The sequence below is a fragment of the Aquibacillus saliphilus genome, from assembly GCF_020404745.1.
Classification (GTDB): domain Bacteria; phylum Bacillota; class Bacilli; order Bacillales; family Amphibacillaceae; genus Aquibacillus; species Aquibacillus saliphilus.
Map to the genome: position 1 here is coordinate 316,285 of NZ_JAIZAP010000001.1, position 17,099 is coordinate 333,383.

At 33.6% G+C, this 17,099-nt stretch carries 22 protein-coding genes; 3 read left to right on the forward strand and 19 right to left on the reverse strand.

The window, feature by feature from the left end:
• Positions 1-262: 262 nt before the first annotated feature.
• A complete protein-coding gene (locus tag LD272_RS01695; protein WP_439647371.1) occupies positions 263-382 on the forward strand; it encodes a small acid-soluble spore protein P in 120 nt (39 codons plus the stop codon).
• A 47-nt stretch (positions 383-429) separates the two neighbouring features.
• Here the strand turns inward: LD272_RS01695 and LD272_RS01700 are convergent, their stop codons facing one another.
• Positions 430-1,554: an ATP-binding protein gene (locus LD272_RS01700; RefSeq protein WP_226034849.1), complete on the reverse strand. Its 1,125-nt coding sequence runs from the start codon at positions 1,552-1,554 to the stop codon at positions 430-432.
• A gap of 286 nt (positions 1,555-1,840) precedes the next feature.
• On the opposite strand from LD272_RS01700, the gene LD272_RS01705 reads away from it, so the two are divergent.
• Positions 1,841-2,290 carry a DUF2621 family protein gene (locus LD272_RS01705; protein ID WP_226034850.1) on the forward strand — a complete coding sequence of 150 codons (450 nt, stop codon included), beginning with the start codon at positions 1,841-1,843 and terminating at the stop codon, positions 2,288-2,290.
• 65 nt (positions 2,291-2,355) lie between these two features.
• On the opposite strand, the gene LD272_RS01710 is transcribed toward LD272_RS01705, so the two are convergent.
• The 9 genes from LD272_RS01710 to LD272_RS01750 all read right to left on the reverse strand — a co-directional run bounded on the left by LD272_RS01710 (position 2,356) and on the right by LD272_RS01750 (position 8,709).
• On the reverse strand, positions 2,356-2,829 hold the full coding sequence (locus tag LD272_RS01710; protein WP_226034851.1) for a CcdC family protein: 474 nt from the start codon (positions 2,827-2,829) through the stop codon (positions 2,356-2,358).
• Positions 2,830-2,859: 30 nt separating this feature from the next.
• A complete protein-coding gene (locus LD272_RS01715; RefSeq protein WP_369413909.1) occupies positions 2,860-3,219 on the reverse strand; it encodes a response regulator in 360 nt (119 codons plus the stop codon).
• A gap of 17 nt (positions 3,220-3,236) precedes the next feature.
• Complete coding sequence (locus LD272_RS01720; protein WP_226034852.1) at positions 3,237-3,662, reverse strand: Na(+)/H(+) antiporter subunit B; 426 nt, start codon at positions 3,660-3,662, stop codon at positions 3,237-3,239.
• Between the two features lie 63 nt (positions 3,663-3,725).
• Positions 3,726-4,430, reverse strand: a complete 705-nt coding sequence (locus tag LD272_RS01725; protein ID WP_226034853.1) for a cytochrome c biogenesis CcdA family protein — start codon at positions 4,428-4,430, stop codon at positions 3,726-3,728.
• Between the two features lie 193 nt (positions 4,431-4,623).
• Positions 4,624-4,842, reverse strand: coding sequence for a YneF family protein (locus LD272_RS01730; RefSeq protein ID WP_226034854.1), 219 nt, complete (start codon positions 4,840-4,842; stop codon positions 4,624-4,626).
• A 73-nt stretch (positions 4,843-4,915) separates the two neighbouring features.
• Positions 4,916-5,347 (reverse strand): sporulation inhibitor of replication protein SirA, encoded by a 432-nt coding sequence (sirA, locus tag LD272_RS01735; RefSeq protein WP_226034855.1) that lies wholly within the window; start codon positions 5,345-5,347, stop codon positions 4,916-4,918.
• Between the two features lie 153 nt (positions 5,348-5,500).
• Positions 5,501-7,504 (reverse strand): transketolase, encoded by a 2,004-nt coding sequence (gene tkt / locus LD272_RS01740; RefSeq protein ID WP_226034856.1) that lies wholly within the window; start codon positions 7,502-7,504, stop codon positions 5,501-5,503.
• Between the two features lie 154 nt (positions 7,505-7,658).
• Positions 7,659-7,898, reverse strand: a complete 240-nt coding sequence (locus LD272_RS01745) for a DUF896 domain-containing protein (RefSeq protein WP_226034857.1) — start codon at positions 7,896-7,898, stop codon at positions 7,659-7,661.
• A 145-nt stretch (positions 7,899-8,043) separates the two neighbouring features.
• Positions 8,044-8,709, reverse strand: coding sequence for a YneB family resolvase-like protein (locus LD272_RS01750; RefSeq protein ID WP_226034858.1), 666 nt, complete (start codon positions 8,707-8,709; stop codon positions 8,044-8,046).
• A gap of 293 nt (positions 8,710-9,002) precedes the next feature.
• On the opposite strand from LD272_RS01750, the gene lexA reads away from it, so the two are divergent.
• Positions 9,003-9,626 (forward strand): transcriptional repressor LexA, encoded by a 624-nt coding sequence (lexA, locus tag LD272_RS01755; protein WP_226034859.1) that lies wholly within the window; start codon positions 9,003-9,005, stop codon positions 9,624-9,626.
• Between the two features lie 167 nt (positions 9,627-9,793).
• Here the strand turns inward: lexA and LD272_RS01760 are convergent, their stop codons facing one another.
• From LD272_RS01760 to spoVK, 9 genes are all read right to left on the reverse strand, one after another.
• Complete coding sequence (locus tag LD272_RS01760) at positions 9,794-10,489, reverse strand: abortive infection system antitoxin AbiGi family protein (protein WP_226034860.1); 696 nt, start codon at positions 10,487-10,489, stop codon at positions 9,794-9,796.
• A gap of 202 nt (positions 10,490-10,691) precedes the next feature.
• Positions 10,692-12,023, reverse strand: a complete 1,332-nt coding sequence (gene glnA, locus LD272_RS01765) for a type I glutamate--ammonia ligase (RefSeq protein ID WP_226034861.1) — start codon at positions 12,021-12,023, stop codon at positions 10,692-10,694.
• A gap of 24 nt (positions 12,024-12,047) precedes the next feature.
• On the reverse strand, positions 12,048-12,443 hold the full coding sequence (locus LD272_RS01770) for a MerR family transcriptional regulator (protein WP_226034862.1): 396 nt from the start codon (positions 12,441-12,443) through the stop codon (positions 12,048-12,050).
• A 142-nt stretch (positions 12,444-12,585) separates the two neighbouring features.
• Positions 12,586-13,860: a methionine gamma-lyase family protein gene (locus tag LD272_RS01775; protein WP_226034863.1), complete on the reverse strand. Its 1,275-nt coding sequence runs from the start codon at positions 13,858-13,860 to the stop codon at positions 12,586-12,588.
• A gap of 8 nt (positions 13,861-13,868) precedes the next feature.
• Positions 13,869-15,104, reverse strand: a complete 1,236-nt coding sequence (hflX, locus tag LD272_RS01780; RefSeq protein WP_226034864.1) for a GTPase HflX — start codon at positions 15,102-15,104, stop codon at positions 13,869-13,871.
• Between the two features lie 311 nt (positions 15,105-15,415).
• Entirely contained in the window at positions 15,416-15,568 is a 153-nt protein-coding gene (locus tag LD272_RS01785) for a hypothetical protein (protein WP_226034865.1), read from the reverse strand.
• Positions 15,558-15,734 carry a hypothetical protein gene (locus LD272_RS01790; RefSeq protein ID WP_226034866.1) on the reverse strand — a complete coding sequence of 59 codons (177 nt, stop codon included), beginning with the start codon at positions 15,732-15,734 and terminating at the stop codon, positions 15,558-15,560. Before LD272_RS01790 ends, LD272_RS01785 begins: the two co-directional genes overlap by 11 nt.
• A gap of 16 nt (positions 15,735-15,750) precedes the next feature.
• Positions 15,751-15,888, reverse strand: a complete 138-nt coding sequence (gene ykzP / locus LD272_RS01795; RefSeq protein WP_226035024.1) for a protein YkzP — start codon at positions 15,886-15,888, stop codon at positions 15,751-15,753.
• A 247-nt stretch (positions 15,889-16,135) separates the two neighbouring features.
• Positions 16,136-17,056 (reverse strand): stage V sporulation protein K, encoded by a 921-nt coding sequence (spoVK, locus tag LD272_RS01800; protein ID WP_226034867.1) that lies wholly within the window; start codon positions 17,054-17,056, stop codon positions 16,136-16,138.
• Positions 17,057-17,099 lie beyond the last annotated feature (43 nt).

Here is a 17,099-nt window from a genome sequence, read left to right on the forward strand (position 1 = left end):
TGCCAATTCTTTTTTGACTTGTTAATATGTTTCATTTATTTCATTAGTTAAGTGGGATAGTTCAATACCATAATCGGCTTTACTAATTGAATTCAACAAAGAATTATGTTATTAGCTTGTTTTAAAGATTGAAATACCTGCTGCTTATTTTTGTACGAGGACAAAGGCTCATTCCTTCCTAACAATAGTTTACTGTTAGTCGGGATCAATACTGTATAAAAGAGAAGCTTGAACAAATAATAAAATTATAGGAGGGATAATGATGTCAGACAATAAGCAGAGTAAGAAAAGTAAACAACCAAACGAACCTATGAGTGGTTCTAAAAAGGTTAAAAATCATAACCATAGTAGACAGAAAAAGGGTGCGTCTCACGATATGTAATAACTTAAAAAAGTACTTCCTATCACTTGGAAGTACTTTTCACAGGACTATTTATCAAGAGGTAAACATACACGGAATGTGCTTCCTTTTTTATCATTCTGAGAAATTTCAATTTTGCCATCATGATTCTCTACAATTTTTTCGGAAATCATCAATCCTAAACCAGTACCCTCTTTTTTTGTAGTAAAGAAAGGTTCTTTTAGTTTATGTAATATATCATCTGGAATACCCGGGCCTTCATCTATGATTGATATCAGACATTCATCGCTATTGGATTCGACAATGACATCGATGTCTCCACCATCTGTCATCTCTTCAATGGCATTTTTTAGTAAATTTATTAGTACTTGTTTTATTTGTGTTTTATCACATGAAATTGACATATTTTCTTTAATTTCTAAAGTAATCTTCACATTATGCAGATTCGCCTGTGAAGTTAACAAAGTAATTACGTCACCTATTAATTCTGAAATTGATTCAAACTTTCTATTATCGGTCATAGGTTTTGATATGAAAAGTAATTCTGAAGTAATGGAATTAATTTTATCGATTTCATCGATCATAATTTTGTAATACTCATCTTTTCTTTCAATACCAGCTTGCAACAATTGAACAAATCCTTTTAAAGAAGTTAATGGATTTCTAATTTCATGGGCAACACCAGCTGCTAATTGACCAGCAACAGACATTTTTTCGGAGCGAATTAACATCTCCTCCGCTTCTCTCTTGTCCGTAACATCCCTTGCTAATGCAATAATCTGTGGCTGTCCACGTTCATCATTAAGTTTTGCAATCATTGCCTCTACCCATGTATATTTTCCATCTTTACCACAAACACTTAAGGTAAATTTTCTGGATTTATTACTTCCTTGGAAAATATTAACTAGATGATTCTTATCATTACGAAGGATGTAGTCGGTAGCTTGTTTACCGATAATTTCTGCAGGATAATAACCCAATATTTTTTTAACTGTTTTTGAAATATAGATAACTATTCCTGAGAGATTAGTTACTACGATTAAATCAGATCCATTTTCTTCTATCCAATTTAACAAATGCGTCGGAAATGCTGACAGTGTTAAATGATTCGTCTGTTGTTCCAATGAGACATACGAGTTTATATCCTTGATTTGTTCTCCCCTATCCTCTGGATCATTAAATTGAGAAATCAATCTAAACCCCCCCTATGCTTTTTCCGACAAGTATGTTTATCAATTTCTTGTAATTTAATTTTCTTCCTTTTATAATATTTATGTTAATGAACTGCACAGAAAATAATATAAATTTTATTTTTTCAGAATTGTTTTTGTGTAAACTATAGTAAAATGTGGAGAAAGTATGAAAATCTAGTAATTATTAGTTATGTTACTATAAATACCACAAAAATAAAACTTTTGTATCATTTTTATCGCAGAAATAATAATTATTAATACATTTTAGACAGAAATAGGTGGTATTATGACAACCGGATTTGCAATATTTATTATCACTTGGACATTTATTCTTGTTGGTTTGTTAGCAATAGGTGGTTTTTTTATGTTTCGAAAATTTTTGAAAAAGTTACCTAAAGAGGACGGGAAATCAACCCTTGATTGGGAAGAATATTATGTTGAAGAAACTAAATCTATGTGGAAAGACAGTGAAAAAAAACTGTTAGAAGAGTTAGTATCACCAGTACCAGAAATTTTTAGAGATGTTGCAAGACAAAAAATTGCTGGTAAAATTGGTGAAATTGCCTTGAATAAGAAAAGGAAAATAATTACCCGCGATATACTAATTGAAGGATATATTATTGCAACACCAAAGAGAGATCACAAATTTTTGCTCAAAAAATTGGATGAAAAAAACATTGATGTTACTCCTTATTCAGAGCTATTTCAACTTAGTGATTCAAAACAGAACTCTTAGATGTTGCGGTTGATTGTCGAATAAAAATTCAGTATTCTAAATTAACTTAAAATCCTTGATAGAGATCATCCTTCTTCTATCAAGGATTTTTTTACTTTATAAAATTTTATTAGCATTGCTATTCTCCATGAAATAATCATTCCGAAAGCTAGTAAATAGAACATTCCACTTGTCTCTCCAACCGGTATTGACTGACTAACTATTAGTTTTATTATAATCCTGAAAATTAGTAGTCCAATTAAAATAACAATAAAAATCTTTGATGGAATCAAATATACTTGACCTTGACGTTTTTCAAAATTCGAAGTTTTTATTAAAAATATTGAAAAGATTACTCCTACTATGATAGCTTCTAGTGCCTGTTCTAGTGAAACTTGAAAAAAAGGAAATAAAAACATTAACGCCCCTGTACTCATAAACAGCGGCGGTAGAATTATTCTTAAAACACCTGTAGGTTTTTGTGATGCCTTCAAACGAATAAATACCATTAAAACAGCCATTATCATCCCAATTACTGTACTCGGTACAATCCAAATCATACAAATCAACTCTCTCTTTATCAATCACCTTTATTTAAGAATTCGATTTACTGACTCTAGTACACGATTTTCTTCAAAAGGCTTTGCTAAAAAATCTTTTGCTCCCAACTCAATAGCTTTAACTACAAGTTTTTGCTGTCCCATAGCGGAACACATAATAATTTTTGCATTATTATCCCTAGAAATGATTTCCTCCAATGCTGCTAAACCATTCATTTCTGGCATAGTAATATCCATTGTAACTAAATCTGGTTGTAACTTTTCATATAATTCAATAGCACGCTTCCCGTTTTCAGCTTCTCCTATTACATCATGACCTTCACTTTGTAATATATTTGATAATGTTATCCTCATAAATTTCGCATCATCTACAATTAATATTTTAGCCACAATTACTCCCCCTATAGTTAGCGATCATCTGCAATTGACAAAATAATAGTCATAGTAACACCAATAACAGTTAGGAAAACACCTAAATCAAATAACAAAGCAGTTGCGAGTTCCTTTTCACCTAATATAGGTAAATGAAAATATGCAAAAGTTTGGCTAAGAAAAGGCTGTCCAAATAAAAAAGAACCAATACTTGATAAAACTGCAATTCCTAATCCAATCGGAATTAAAAACCTGAAGTCTACAGGTATTATTTTTCTAACGGTTTCGTATCCATAAGCCATATACATTAAAACAATAGCAGCAGAAGCCATTAAACCGCCGATAAATCCACCTCCAGGTGCACTATGACCTGCAAGAAATAAATAGATAGAGAATCCAAATAAAATAAACGCAATTAAAATCGTAGTTGTTCTTAGAATAAGATCGTTTATCGTAGTCATATGTAAAACTCCTTTTTATGTACTTATTTAATGATAATACAAATATCATCATATTTCTACAGTCTAAAAACCTGTAAAGCCAAACCATCCAGCAAGAAATGCAGTCAGTTTATACATCCAATCAAAGAATAAAGCGATACCCATAAAGATCATGATGTACCCACCAATTTTTACCAACCGAGGACCATTTCTTTTTATCCAACTAAGTTTCCCTACAAAAAAAGATAAGACCAAAAATGGAAGTGAAAATCCTAAAGAATAAGCAATCATCATTATCATTCCTACATCAGGGTTTTCTGTAGCTAATAAAAATACAGTTGCAAGTATTGGACCGGTACACGGCATCCACCCCATCGAAAAGGCCATACCTACAATAAATGAGCCTAAGAAACCTGTAGGTTTGTTTTTAAAATTTATCCTTCTATCTTTCATTAAAAACTCAAAATTTAATACTCCAATAATTACTAATCCGAAAAATATAATTAAAATTCCACCGAGTTGCCTAATAACATCATTCCAACTAGATAGAAACTCAGAGATATATGAGGTTGAAAAACCTAACATTACAAAAATGCTAGAAAACCCTAATAGAAACATAACAGTATGAATAATACTCTTTTTGTTGAACATTGCACCCTCATCTTTTATATCATTAACACTCATCCCTGTAATATAAGAGAGAAATGCTGGATACAACGGTAATACACATGGGGAAATAAAAGATAAAAAACCAGCACCAAATGCGATGAAAATATTTATCTCAGACATACATTCACTCTCCTTAAATTCGCACTGATTATAATTTTACCAAAGAACAAAGAACAATTGCACTAAAAAAGATGACAACATAATGAAAATTTTTAGTTAAAAAATATAAATCCCTTAAACCATTTGGCCTAAGGGATTTATGTGCAATGCTTAATTAATAAATTTACGAATCATGGTTGTCCATATTTGAAATTTACTTATTTTGATTATTCATTGCACGCATCATCTGATTGATTTTTTTCTGCGACGGTTTTTGTCCCATCTGCATCATTAGTGTCCGAAGCATTTGTTCGTTAATTGGTGGGTTCTTTTTCAAATAATTCATCATATATCTTCTTGCGATAAAGAATCCAAGTGCGACACCAGCAATTAAAGCTATAATAGCAATTAATACAATCCAAATCGTGCTCATGTCAAGCCTTCCTCCTTCGTGTTGTCTCTTATACAGTATAGTAAAACACAGAAAATATTACAATAGCTGATAGTTAAAGTAGCATTTCTTTTTTCATAGGAGTGATCCACCCTGAGTTATCAGTTCCTAACTCAATTACAAAAAAGCTTGAATTAAATGCTTTTAAAGGTTGAAATATTAAGTCATCTACTTCCTCTTGTGAGTTAGAAAGAATAATTAAATTTCTGTTATTAATGTACAAAGTTAGGGTTTTCCCGTCTTTTATTAAGTCTATTTTATTTCTATTAATAACCATTTCAACTTCATATTTATGGTAATTTTTAATATGTGTAACTAGTTGATTATATGGAATGTTATGGGTTATGTAATTAAATTGAGATTGCATACCACCATTATGATCATAGTTACTTATGTAATTAATTAAAAATCTGCAAAGTATATCAGGTTTAAAAAAGTAATTATAATGAAACTCTTCCTTAATCCAAAACGTCGAATACTCATGCATATGCTTGTCCCTCCTACCTTGACAAACATTATACATAAAATTCTATCATTATCATGTCATATCTTGTTGAGAAAATCATCAAGTTTTGTCTTACTATATAAATCTTGAAAAATGTAACCCCTTAGCTTCATTGCTAAGGGGTTCAACTAGAAGTTAATTAAAAAGTGATTCAACTTGTTTTATTACATTATCAACGGTAAATCCATATTCAGCCATAACTTTATCGCCATCAGCTGAAGCACCGAATGTATCAATAGCTAGGATCTTACCTTCATCACCAGTAAAACGTTCCCAACCAAATGGTGAAGCCATTTCAATTGCAAGACGCTTTTTAACAGCAGGTGGTAACACGCTGTCTCTATAAGCTTTATCTTGATTCTTGAAACGATCCCAAGATGGCAGACTAACTACGCTGACATCACGACCTTTAGCTTTTAGTTCTTTTTGAGCTTTTACTGCTAGTTGTACTTCTGAACCTGATGCAAGTAATAGTGCGTCAGGTGTCTCTTTATCAGAAGGGCTAACAACATAAGCACCTTTTTTAACACCTTCATACGCATTTTTATCTGTTCCTTCTAATGTTGGCAGGTTTTGCCTAGTTAGAATAAGCGCAGTAGGTGTTTTTTTAGATTCTAATGACAAGCGCCAAGCAGCATTTGTTTCATTGCCATCTGCTGGTCTTATTACTGATAAGTTAGGCATTGCTCTAAATGCTGCTAACTGTTCTACTGGTTCGTGAGTAGGTCCATCTTCACCTACAGCAATAGAATCGTGTGTAAGAACGTACGTTACCGGTAGATCCATTATTGCAGATAATCGAACTGCAGGGCGTAGATAATCACTGAACACAAAGAATGTTGAACCAAATACTTTTAAGCCACCGTGAAGAGCCATTCCGTTTACAGCAGCAGCCATAGCAAATTCGCGTACACCAAACCAAATATTTCTACCAGAAGAATTCGTTCTAGAGAAGTCATCACCATTTTTTATAGTGGTTTTGTTAGATCCTGCTAAATCTGCACTTCCACCGAACAAATAAGGAACTGCTTCAGCAATACCATTTAAAACCTCACCAGAAGAAGCACGCGTAGCTAAAGTGTCTTTTCCGGCTTCATAAACAGGCAAATTACTTTCCCAATCCTCAGGAAGATCTCCATTAATAGCTAATGATAATTCTTTAGCCAATTCTGGGTGTGCTGATTGGTACTTTTCAAATAATTCGTTCCATTTTGCTTCTGTTTTATTACCACGATCAACTATTTTTTCATTGAAGTCATTATAAACTTCATCCGGAACATGGAATTCTTCATGCTCCCACTCATAAAATTCTTTTGTTAATTTAATTTCATCTGCTCCTAGTGGTGCACCATGCGATGCAGAGGAAGCTGATTTGTTAGGTGAACCGAAACCAATAACTGTTTTAACTTCAATTAATGTTGGTTGGTCTGTGTTTGCTTTTGCTTCTTCTAATGCCTTACGAAGGTCAGTAGTATCGTTTCCATCTTCTACACGTATAACCTGCCAACCATAAGCTTTAAAACGGTCTTCTACATTTTCTGAAAATGACTGATTAAGGTCACCATCTAAAGATATATCATTAGAGTCGTATAATGCGATTAACTTACCTAGACCTAAGTGGCCTGCTAAAGAAGCAGATTCATGAGAAATACCTTCCATCAAGTCACCGTCACTAACTAGTGCAAAAGTGTGGTGATCAACAACAGGATACTGATCTTTGTTATATTTTCCACCAAGGTGCTTTTCGGCCATTGCCATACCTACTGACATTGCAAGACCTTGTCCTAATGGACCAGTCGTTGCTTCAACACCGTCAGTATGATGAACCTCTGGGTGTCCTGGAGTTTTGGAATCCCACTGACGGAATCCTTTTAAATCTTCCATTGTTACTTTGTAGCCTGACAAATGTAAGAGTCCGTAAAGTAACATAGAACCATGTCCGGCTGATAAAACAAAGCGATCTCTATTAAACCACTTTGGGTTTTTAGGGTTGTGATTCATAAAATCTGTCCATAGCGTGTAAGCCATTGGTGCTGCACCCATCGGTAACCCAGGGTGTCCAGAATTCGCATTTTCGATTGCGTCTATCGCTAATGTTCTTATCGTGTTAATAGACTTTTGTTCAATTTGTTTTGACATTAAATTGTATCCCCTTTCTTATCTTCAAAAAATATGTACGTACCTTTCTTATCCTATAATGAAAAACGATAAGAAACAAGTATTATCATATCCATATTACTATTTATAACACAATATTTAATAAATTTGTCATGATTTGACTAGAAAAGAGAAACTAATGAAGATTTTTGCTATCATCATTTCTAAGTTTTTTTACTTTTTCAGGTGTTACATCATTTCCTTTAGGATCAACTACTTTCATACCCTTAAATTGGTTTTTAAATGATTTTCTTACATTAAGTAAGTATTCATTTCGCAACTCTTGTTGTTCCACTTTTTCTTCGTTCGATAATCCTTCAGCCTTCTTTTTTTTTGCAAGGTCATTAATACGATCTATTTTTTCTTTAGATAACATAGGAATTTCTCCTTTTATTTGTAATGTGATTTTTGCAGAAGATGATAGAAACAATTTTTACTAAGAATTATGTTGTCTGTAGTTCATGTCAATTCTAAGTTCAGAAAATAAAAAAACAAGAATTATTTAAAACAATCCTTGTCATTCATTCTATATCATTTTTTTCATTATATTCAAGTAATAGGTGCTCTTTATATCTTCTATGTACAGTCGCCTTTGAAATAGTGTATCCCATTCCGTTCAATGTATTAGCTATTTCAGCGAAGGTTAAATTATTCTTTTTTAAACGAACAACTTCTTTAATCGGAAATTCAATCCGCTCTCTACCTGAAGCTTGTCTTCTATTAGATAAATTATCGCTTGGATTATATCCATTTTCAATTGCCTTTTTCATGCCTCTTTTAATTTTAGCATTATGAATTTTTCTTTGATATTCTTCTACTATACTAACGATTTGAAGTACCATTGAATCCGATTCAGATAGCTGTAATTCTCCATTATGCGACAAAGTAAAAATTGAGATTTGTAGTTTGTTAAGTTGATGTAGTAAAGCTATTTTAGTGTTCCCTCTACCTAAACGAGTTTCATCTTGAATTAATAAACAATTTGCTTGTTGTGAGGAAAAGTAATCTAACATTTTTAAAATACCTTCACGATCAAATTCATATCCACTATATTTTTCTTCAATTATATCAACTATTTCTATATTTGTTTGATTCGCTAATTCTATTAATTCTTGTTTTTGTCTTTTAAGAGATGAAGATTGCTCTTCTTTTTCTGTACTTACTCTACAGTAGATAATTGCTTTCATTGTTTACTTCCTTTCAGCAGAAGAACTGGTTAGATATTAGATTGTAACAATTGAGAAATACATAAATCCTAATGTTAACACAAAAGCAACTAAATAAAATAAATCTATTTTTGATAGATTAGTAAACATATAAACGCCTCCAAATTTATTTTTAAGAACCTTTGTTCGGTTTGTAACTCTATTATATACGAACAAAAGTTCTTGTCAACTGATTTTTCGAACGAATGTTTGTATATGATTGGAAACCATGGTATAATCTTGTTAATAAATAATATGTACGAGGTGTTTATTTTATGAACAAACTATCAAAAAGGCAGGAAGCAATCTTACAATTTATAAAAGAAGAAGTAATAGATAAAGGCTATCCACCGTCCGTAAGAGAAATCGGTGAAGCGGTAGGACTTGCTTCTAGTTCAACTGTACATGGTCACCTATCTAGACTTGAAAAAAAGGGATATATTAGACGTGATCCTACAAAGCCGCGAGCAATTGAAGTGCTTCATTTAGAAGATGAAAATGCGATACCGAAGGGTGAAGCTACCTTTGCGCCAGTAATTGGAAAGGTAACCGCAGGGATACCAATTACTGCAATTGAAAATATAGAGGAGTATGTCCCCCTTCCAAACACAATCGCTAATCCTAACGACAGTTTATATGTATTGGTAATCGAAGGTGAAAGTATGATAGAGGCTGGTATTCTAGACGGAGATATGGTGATAGTTAAACAGCAACAAACTGCTCAAAACGGAGAAATAGTTGTTGCAATGACAGATGAGCATGAGGCTACTGTTAAACGGTTCTTTAAGGAAGTTGACCATGTAAGGTTACAACCAGAAAACGCAACTATGGAACCCCTTTTCTATCAAAACGTATCAATACTAGGGAAAGTTGTTGGACTCTACCGAAATATTCATTAAAGTAAACTAATAAAAAAGCATAAGTTTTAGCTAAACTTATGCCTTTTTATTAAATATGTCTGGAAGTTAATACTCAGTTTCTGCAGAAATTCTATAAAAGATTGGACTCAATTAGTCGTAGAAGCATTTATTATATGCCCTGTGTAGTTACTTACCTCTACGAGATGTTATACGTTTTCTATTAGCTCCCAGCTCATAATGCTAACGTTGTTATACCCATGTTTATTTAAATGCCGATTAATTTGCTTTATTTCTTCTTTTGGTACAATTATTGCTTCTACCTCTTCTTGATTAAAAAAGAAATCCTCGAGACATCTCCATTCTCGTTCTCCATAAAAGGTCCCATCATAATCAGATGCGAAATTTGTTAATTTCAAGAAATTTAACAATGGATTTTCTTTTTTTATTCCTACTAAATCCCAAAGCAATGGATCTTCGTTATCACTTTGAACTACACTATTTGGATCTATTACTATATTTTGATGGTTGATTTTTGCGTGATAAGGATCTAAATATAGTACAGGGTGAAAGTTTTCATGAACTTTCTTAGAATTAAAACCAATTGCATAATCACCATAGTATCCACGATGATAAGTTAAGTCATTTAATGGAATATCGCAAACACAGCAAAATTTTTCGGTTTCTACTTCTTCAGCTACCTTCTCAGTTGTTGTTGCTTTTAATACCTTTTTCTCAATAATATTTTTCAGATTGTCCATAGCGAGTTCAGGATTCCTTAACTTAGTATGATCCCTTACTTCCTTAAGGCCACGGTAATTATGCCAAATGATATCGCCATCTTTTGACACAGGCCCACCAGTGAAATGCCAATAAATATTTGAGTAATATCCAGGTTTAGCCAACATTATTCCTCCGAATTTGTGTTTAAAAAAACACTTCAAATTGCAAACAATCTTTAAGCTAACTTTATAACTTGGGATAGTTTTTTCCAACTCATCAATCTTATTCTAAAATTGAAATTAAATGTATTTCATTCATCTAATTGTAATTTAGTAAGAAAAAAGCATATCATCATTGAATGATGATATGCTTCTTTAAACCTTATTAATATGTTGATAAGTATTGTTCTCTTTCCCAAGGGTGTACTTGAGTGCGGAACATGTCCCATTCAATTTCTTTTGCTTCAACAAAGTGTTCGAATAGATGATCGCCTAATGAATTAACAATAATTTCATCAGATTTCAATCTTTGAACTGCATCATATAACGTTGCCGGTAAATCTTGAACGCCGTTAGCTTCTCTTTCTTCTTTATCCATAACGTAGATGTTGCGGTCAACAGCTTCTGGGGCTGCTAGTTTATTTTCGATACCATCTAAACCAGACGCAAGTAATACAGACATTGCAAGATATGGATTAGCTGCAGGGTCTACACTACGAACTTCGATTCTAGTACTAAGTCCTCTAGAAGAAGGTACACGGATTAATGGACTTCGGTTTGAACCAGACCAAGCAACATAACAAGGCGCTTCATATCCTGGTACAAGTCGTTTATAAGAGTTAACAGTTGGATTTGTGACAGCAGTAAAGTTTAGTGCGTGCTTAATAATACCAGCAATAAACTGATAAGCAGTTTCGCTTAACTGTAGCTCTCCACTCTCATCAAGAAATGTATTCGTTTTGCCTTTAAATAATGACATATTAAAGTGCATACCAGAACCGTTAACTCCAAACAATGGTTTTGGCATAAATGTAGCATGTAAACCATGTTTTCTAGCAATTGTTTTAACTACCAACTTGAAAGTTTGGATATCATCAGCATGTCTAACTGCATCAGCATATTTAAAGTCGATTTCGTGCTGACCAGGTGCAACCTCATGGTGAGACGCTTCTACTTCAAATCCCATTTCTTCAAGTTCTAATACGATATCGCGACGGCAGTTTTCCCCAAGATCAGTTGGAGCGAGATCAAAATAACCACCTTTATCATTTAATTCAAGTGTAGGTTCACCTTTTTCATCAAGTCTGAAAAGGAAAAACTCTGGCTCTGTTCCAATATTAAATGCAGAGAATCCCATCTCTTCCATTTTCTTAAGGTTACGCTTTAAGTTGTAACGAGGGCAACCTTCAAACGGTGTACCATCTGGATTGTATATATCACAAATAAATCGAGCAACTTTCCCTTTTTCTGAAGTCCAAGGGAATACTAAGAAAGTGTTAAGATCCGGATATAATTTCATGTCAGATTCTTCGATGCGCACAAATCCCTCAATGGATGAACCATCAAATGCCATTTCATTATCTAATGCCTTGTCTAATTGACTAAGAGGAATTTCTACGTTTTTAATTGTTCCAAGCAAATCTGTGAACTGCAACCGTATAAATCTTACATTTTCCTCTTCAATTTGTTTTAGAATCTCTTTTTTCGTCAAACCCATGTTATCCTCTCCCTTAAATCTTTTTTAGTGAAAAAATCTCGATAATTCCCCTTGGCGTAATGAAGCTTTGCCAAGTCGTCCTGTATCAAATAATTCTTTGTGCAACATTTTTCTTAATTGTTTATCCGTTAATTCCGGAGCCTTCTCATTTTCATCCATTTGCTTTGTAATTGGTAAATCTTTGATAGAAAGCACTTGCTTAATACCTGCTAGATTTATTCCCTTTTCTATCAACTCTTTTATTTCAAGTAGTCGATCAACATCATTAAAGGAAAATAATCGTTGGTTACCATTTGTTCTAGCTGGATGAATCAAATTGTGCTCTTCGTAATAACGGATTTGTCTAGCTGTCAAGTTAGTCAAAGATTTGACTATACCTATGGAAAATAAGGGCATCGAACGTCTATCCATATCGCTCATGTTATTGCACCTCTTTCCTACTTAACTTTTCCATAATTTAATTATACATGCGGAAACATAATTGTCAAGACGTGTTAGCTTAGTTTACATCAAAATTTTCTAAATATTCTAGTTATATATATAACTGGATACTGTTTTAGCCCTATTTACTCAGTATTTCATTCAATTTTACGTTAAGTTCCAAAAAATTTTGTTTACTTAAGTCAATAACTGCATCTGTAACAGCAATTTTGACATGCGCATAGATTAATCCACCCTGAACAAAGGCTGTATAGGGTGGGCGAATCGGACCATCGGCAGTTAATTCCAAACTTGCACCTTGTATAAACGTTCCTGCAGCCATAATTACTTGATCCTCATATCCAGGCATTGATGCTGGATATGGTATAACATGAGAATTAACCGGAGAACCCTTTTGAATAGCTTGACAGAATGCTATCATTTGCTCCGCTGTTTCAAAATTAACCGATTGAATTAAGTCTGTTCTTTGATCATCAAAAGCTGGTGAGGTACTAAATCCAAGTACAGAAAGAAAGCGTGAAGTGAATATCGATCCTTTTAATGCTTCTTCCACCACATGAGGTGCAAGAAAAAGTCCTTGATACATTTCCTGAAGCATACCAATACTTGCACCTATTTCCTTTCCTAGTCCAGGGGCTGTTAATCTATTTGCTGCTAACTTCACAAGTTCTTTCTTACCGACTATATAGCCCCCCGCACGTGCAATTCCTCCTCCAGGATTTTTAATTAACGACCCTGCAATTAGGTCAGCGCCAACATGAGGAGGTTCAATTGTTTCGACAAATTCACCATAACAGTTGTCAACAAAAACAATAATGTTAGGGTTAATATCTTTAACAAACTCAACCATATTTTTAATTTGCGTTACTGTAAAAGATGGTCGATTTGCATAACCTTTTGACCTCTGAATTGCTACAACCTTTGTTTTTGTTGATATATTTTTTTTAATATTCTCCCAATCAACTTCCAAAGTGTTTGTTAAAGGGATTGCTTGATAACTGATATTAAAGTCTCTTAGTGAGCCTTCGTTTGAATGCTTTTCACTTCCAATTACGCCTTCTAATGTGTCATATGGTTTTCCTGTAATGTAAAGGAGCTCGTCAAAAGGTCTGAGAATTCCAAATAGAGCAGTTGTTATCGCGTGAGTACCAGACACAATTTGAGGTCTAACTAACGCATCTTCCCCACCAAAAATTTCTGCATAGACTGATTCTAAGGTATCTCTTCCGAAATCGTCATACCCGTATCCTGTTGTTGGATTGAAGTGGCTATCGCTTACTTTTTGGTTTTGAAAAGCATTCAATACTCTTTTTTGGTTTGTTTCAGCTACTCGTTTAACTATTAGAAATTGTTCATTGATTTCCTGTTCTACTTTTTCGACTAATTGTTCAATCATTATTTAAGTTATTGCTCCTTCACTAAATATCTTAATGGATGTTTCGGATCGATATGTCCCTGAATCACATAACCTTCAAGAGGTTCATCAAAATATCGCTCATTAATAATAGTACTGCTATTTAACTGTTGCAATAGCTTCCCGTCTGACGCCGGAATAAATGAATTGTACGTTTCCCATTCATCTTTAATCAATTCTTGCATCTTCAACATTACTTTGTTTAAGTCACTTAAATCATAAGCACTTATTGTAATAGATGGATGAGAACTAGGAATAAAATCTTCATTAAGTAAATCTTTTTTATTAAAGACTGTTAATGTTGGTATATGGTTTGCTTCTAAACTAGTAAGCAAATGATTTACTGTGTGCTGATGTTGCTCCTGGTCAGAATGAGAAGCATCAACTATATGTAAAATAAAATCTGCCTCTGTTACCTCTTCTAAGGTTGAACGAAAAGCAGCAACCAATGCAGTAGGAAGATCTTGTATAAAACCAACTGTATCTGTAATAATCGCGTCTAAACCACAGGGCAGTTGTAATTGCCTTGTCATTGGGTCTAAAGTCGCGAAAAGTTGGTTTTCTTCAAGAGAATCACTTTTGGTCAACCGGTTAAATAGGGTTGATTTCCCCGCATTTGTGTAGCCTACTATCGCTATTTGAAAGGCTCTGTTTTCCCTTCTACGTTTACGATATTGTTCACGTTGATTCACTACAGTTGTTAATCTTCTTTTAATCTCATCTATTCTTCTACGAATGTGTCTTTTATCTGATTCTAGTTTTGTTTCACCAGGACCACGTGTACCTATCCCTCCTCCAAGTCGGGATAAAGCGACACCCTGCCCATGTAAGCGAGGGAGCATGTATTGGTATTGTGCTAACTCAACTTGTAGTTTTCCTTCCTTCGTGTTAGCTCTTAGAGCAAATATATCTAGGATTAATTGACTTCTGTCAATTACACGAACACCTATTCGTTCGGTTAGGTTTCTTAATTGTCCTGCTGATAATTCGTCATTAGAAATTACTAAGTCGATCTCTAATTCTTCAACCGCTGCTTTAATCTCTTCAATTTTACCCTCTCCTAAATATAAAGCAGGATGGATTCGTTCGCGTTTCTGCGTAATATTTTTAATTACAGTTCCTTTGGCTGTCTCCGTTAATGATTTTAGTTCATCAAGTGAATACTGCAATCGTTCTTCATCTTGCTTTTGATGATGTACTGCCACAATTAAAACTTTTTCCTGCATACTTTACCCTCTTTCCCTAAAGATGGTTCTTATCTTGGAGTCAATTAAATTATAAATGTTTTTCTATTCTTTTTAATGTGTAAAACAAAGATACTATTGATTAGAAAAAAATCATCAATCGAATTTTGGTAATTCAATACCACACTTCGATTGATTTCTAATAAATCTTATTATATCAATACTCCTTAATTATATCTAATATCCGCAACAACTAGTGACAAAATCAATGATTGTGATAAAACGAACTAGCAAGCAGTTAGAACCTAAATTAAAGTCCAACTGCTTGTAATCCACAATACATAAACTACTGTCTATAGTCCCCCACAATTTTTAGGTGATTGACTTTTGATGATTTTATCTCTTTCTCCACCATCCGATAATTCTTCAGAAAATTCATGTTCTGACCTTTTGATTTTTTTCTGTAGGACCCTTTTTTCTTCTTTCTCATTATTTCTATTCCTCATTGTCATTCTCCTGACTTAAATAACTATTCTCCCCAGGTGCATAACTAACATTCCGTAAGTTGAACTCTTCTTGACCAGGATAAGTTATTAGGTGTTCTATACTCTTAATATCCCCGTCAGCATTATTTTTTTTATTTGAAAAATATGATTTTTTCTCTTCATCCATTAAAACCCCTCACTTTCTATCCTTTTGAACCCGGTCCTTCTTTTGGACGGTTGTGATTACTCCGATTAAATATTTCTTCACCTTCTGGAAGACTTTCCTTTGGTGTATTATTATTAGTTATTGCCGCACGCTTTTGTCCTTTTCTTTTTTTCATATAACTCCTCCTTTTCTTGTTAGCTTTTGCTTAACTTCATCTGATAGACAAGGAAATAATTGTATGACGCATGAAAAAAACTGGTAAGATAAATTTACATGTAGACATAATTTTAATACTTATCAGTGGATGTAATGTTAGATCATAAGCGAAAACTTAGTGCAAGAGCATACAGATAATTCTGATGTATTATTTGATAAATCAAGACCCTCATACTTTTTGTATAAGGGCCTTGATTTATATCTATCTAATCTAAAGTTAGATCGCTTTTGGTAATTAACATTAATTCTTCAGTTGTGTACTTATTTTTCTTCAATAAACGAACAGCATGCTTTCTAACCGACTTCTCTATTGTATTTCGAACAAATCGTGCATTCGAGAAGTTTCTCAAATAATAATCCTGTTTCTGCTTTATTAGATAATCACGTAACTTCCATTCGGCTTCCTTTGTTAATAGATATTCTCGTTCATGCATCATTTGTTTGGCAATCTCCATTAACTGTTCAACCGAATAATCATCAAAATCCAATACGATTGGAAATCGGGAGGCTAAACCAGGATTGAGTGATAAGAAGTGATCCATTTCCGCTGGATAGCCGGCAAGAATTAAGATAAATTCACTGTGGTGGTCTTCCATATGCTTCACTAAGGTATCTATCGCTTCTTTTCCGAAGTCTTTCTCTCCACCTCTTGCTAATGAGTAGGCTTCATCAATAAACAGCACACCCCCCATTGCTTTCTCGACCAATTCTCTAGTTTTTTGAGCTGTATGGCCGATATACTCCCCGACGAGATCTGCCCGTTCTGCTTCAATAAAGTGTCCCTTAGAGATTACGTTCATTTCATAGAATGCTTTAGCAAGTTTTCTAGCTATTGTTGTTTTTCCTGTACCTGGATTACCCTTAAAAAGCATGTGGAGCACTTGATTTTGTGTTTTCAAACCAACTTGCTCTCGTTTTTGATTAATTTCTATGTTCGCATATATTTCTTTAATCGTTTCTTTTAGGCGGTTCATTCCAATAAAAGAAGAAAATTCCTGATCAATCCTATAGAATGGGTCCTTACCTTCATCCTTTACATGTGCATCATTTTCAATAATAATGTTTTCTCTTTCATGCAATACAATATTAATTTGACCATTTTTTTTGAATGATACTTGAGAATCCACGTCACCACCCCTTACTCATCTCATTATACGTATCAACAAGTAA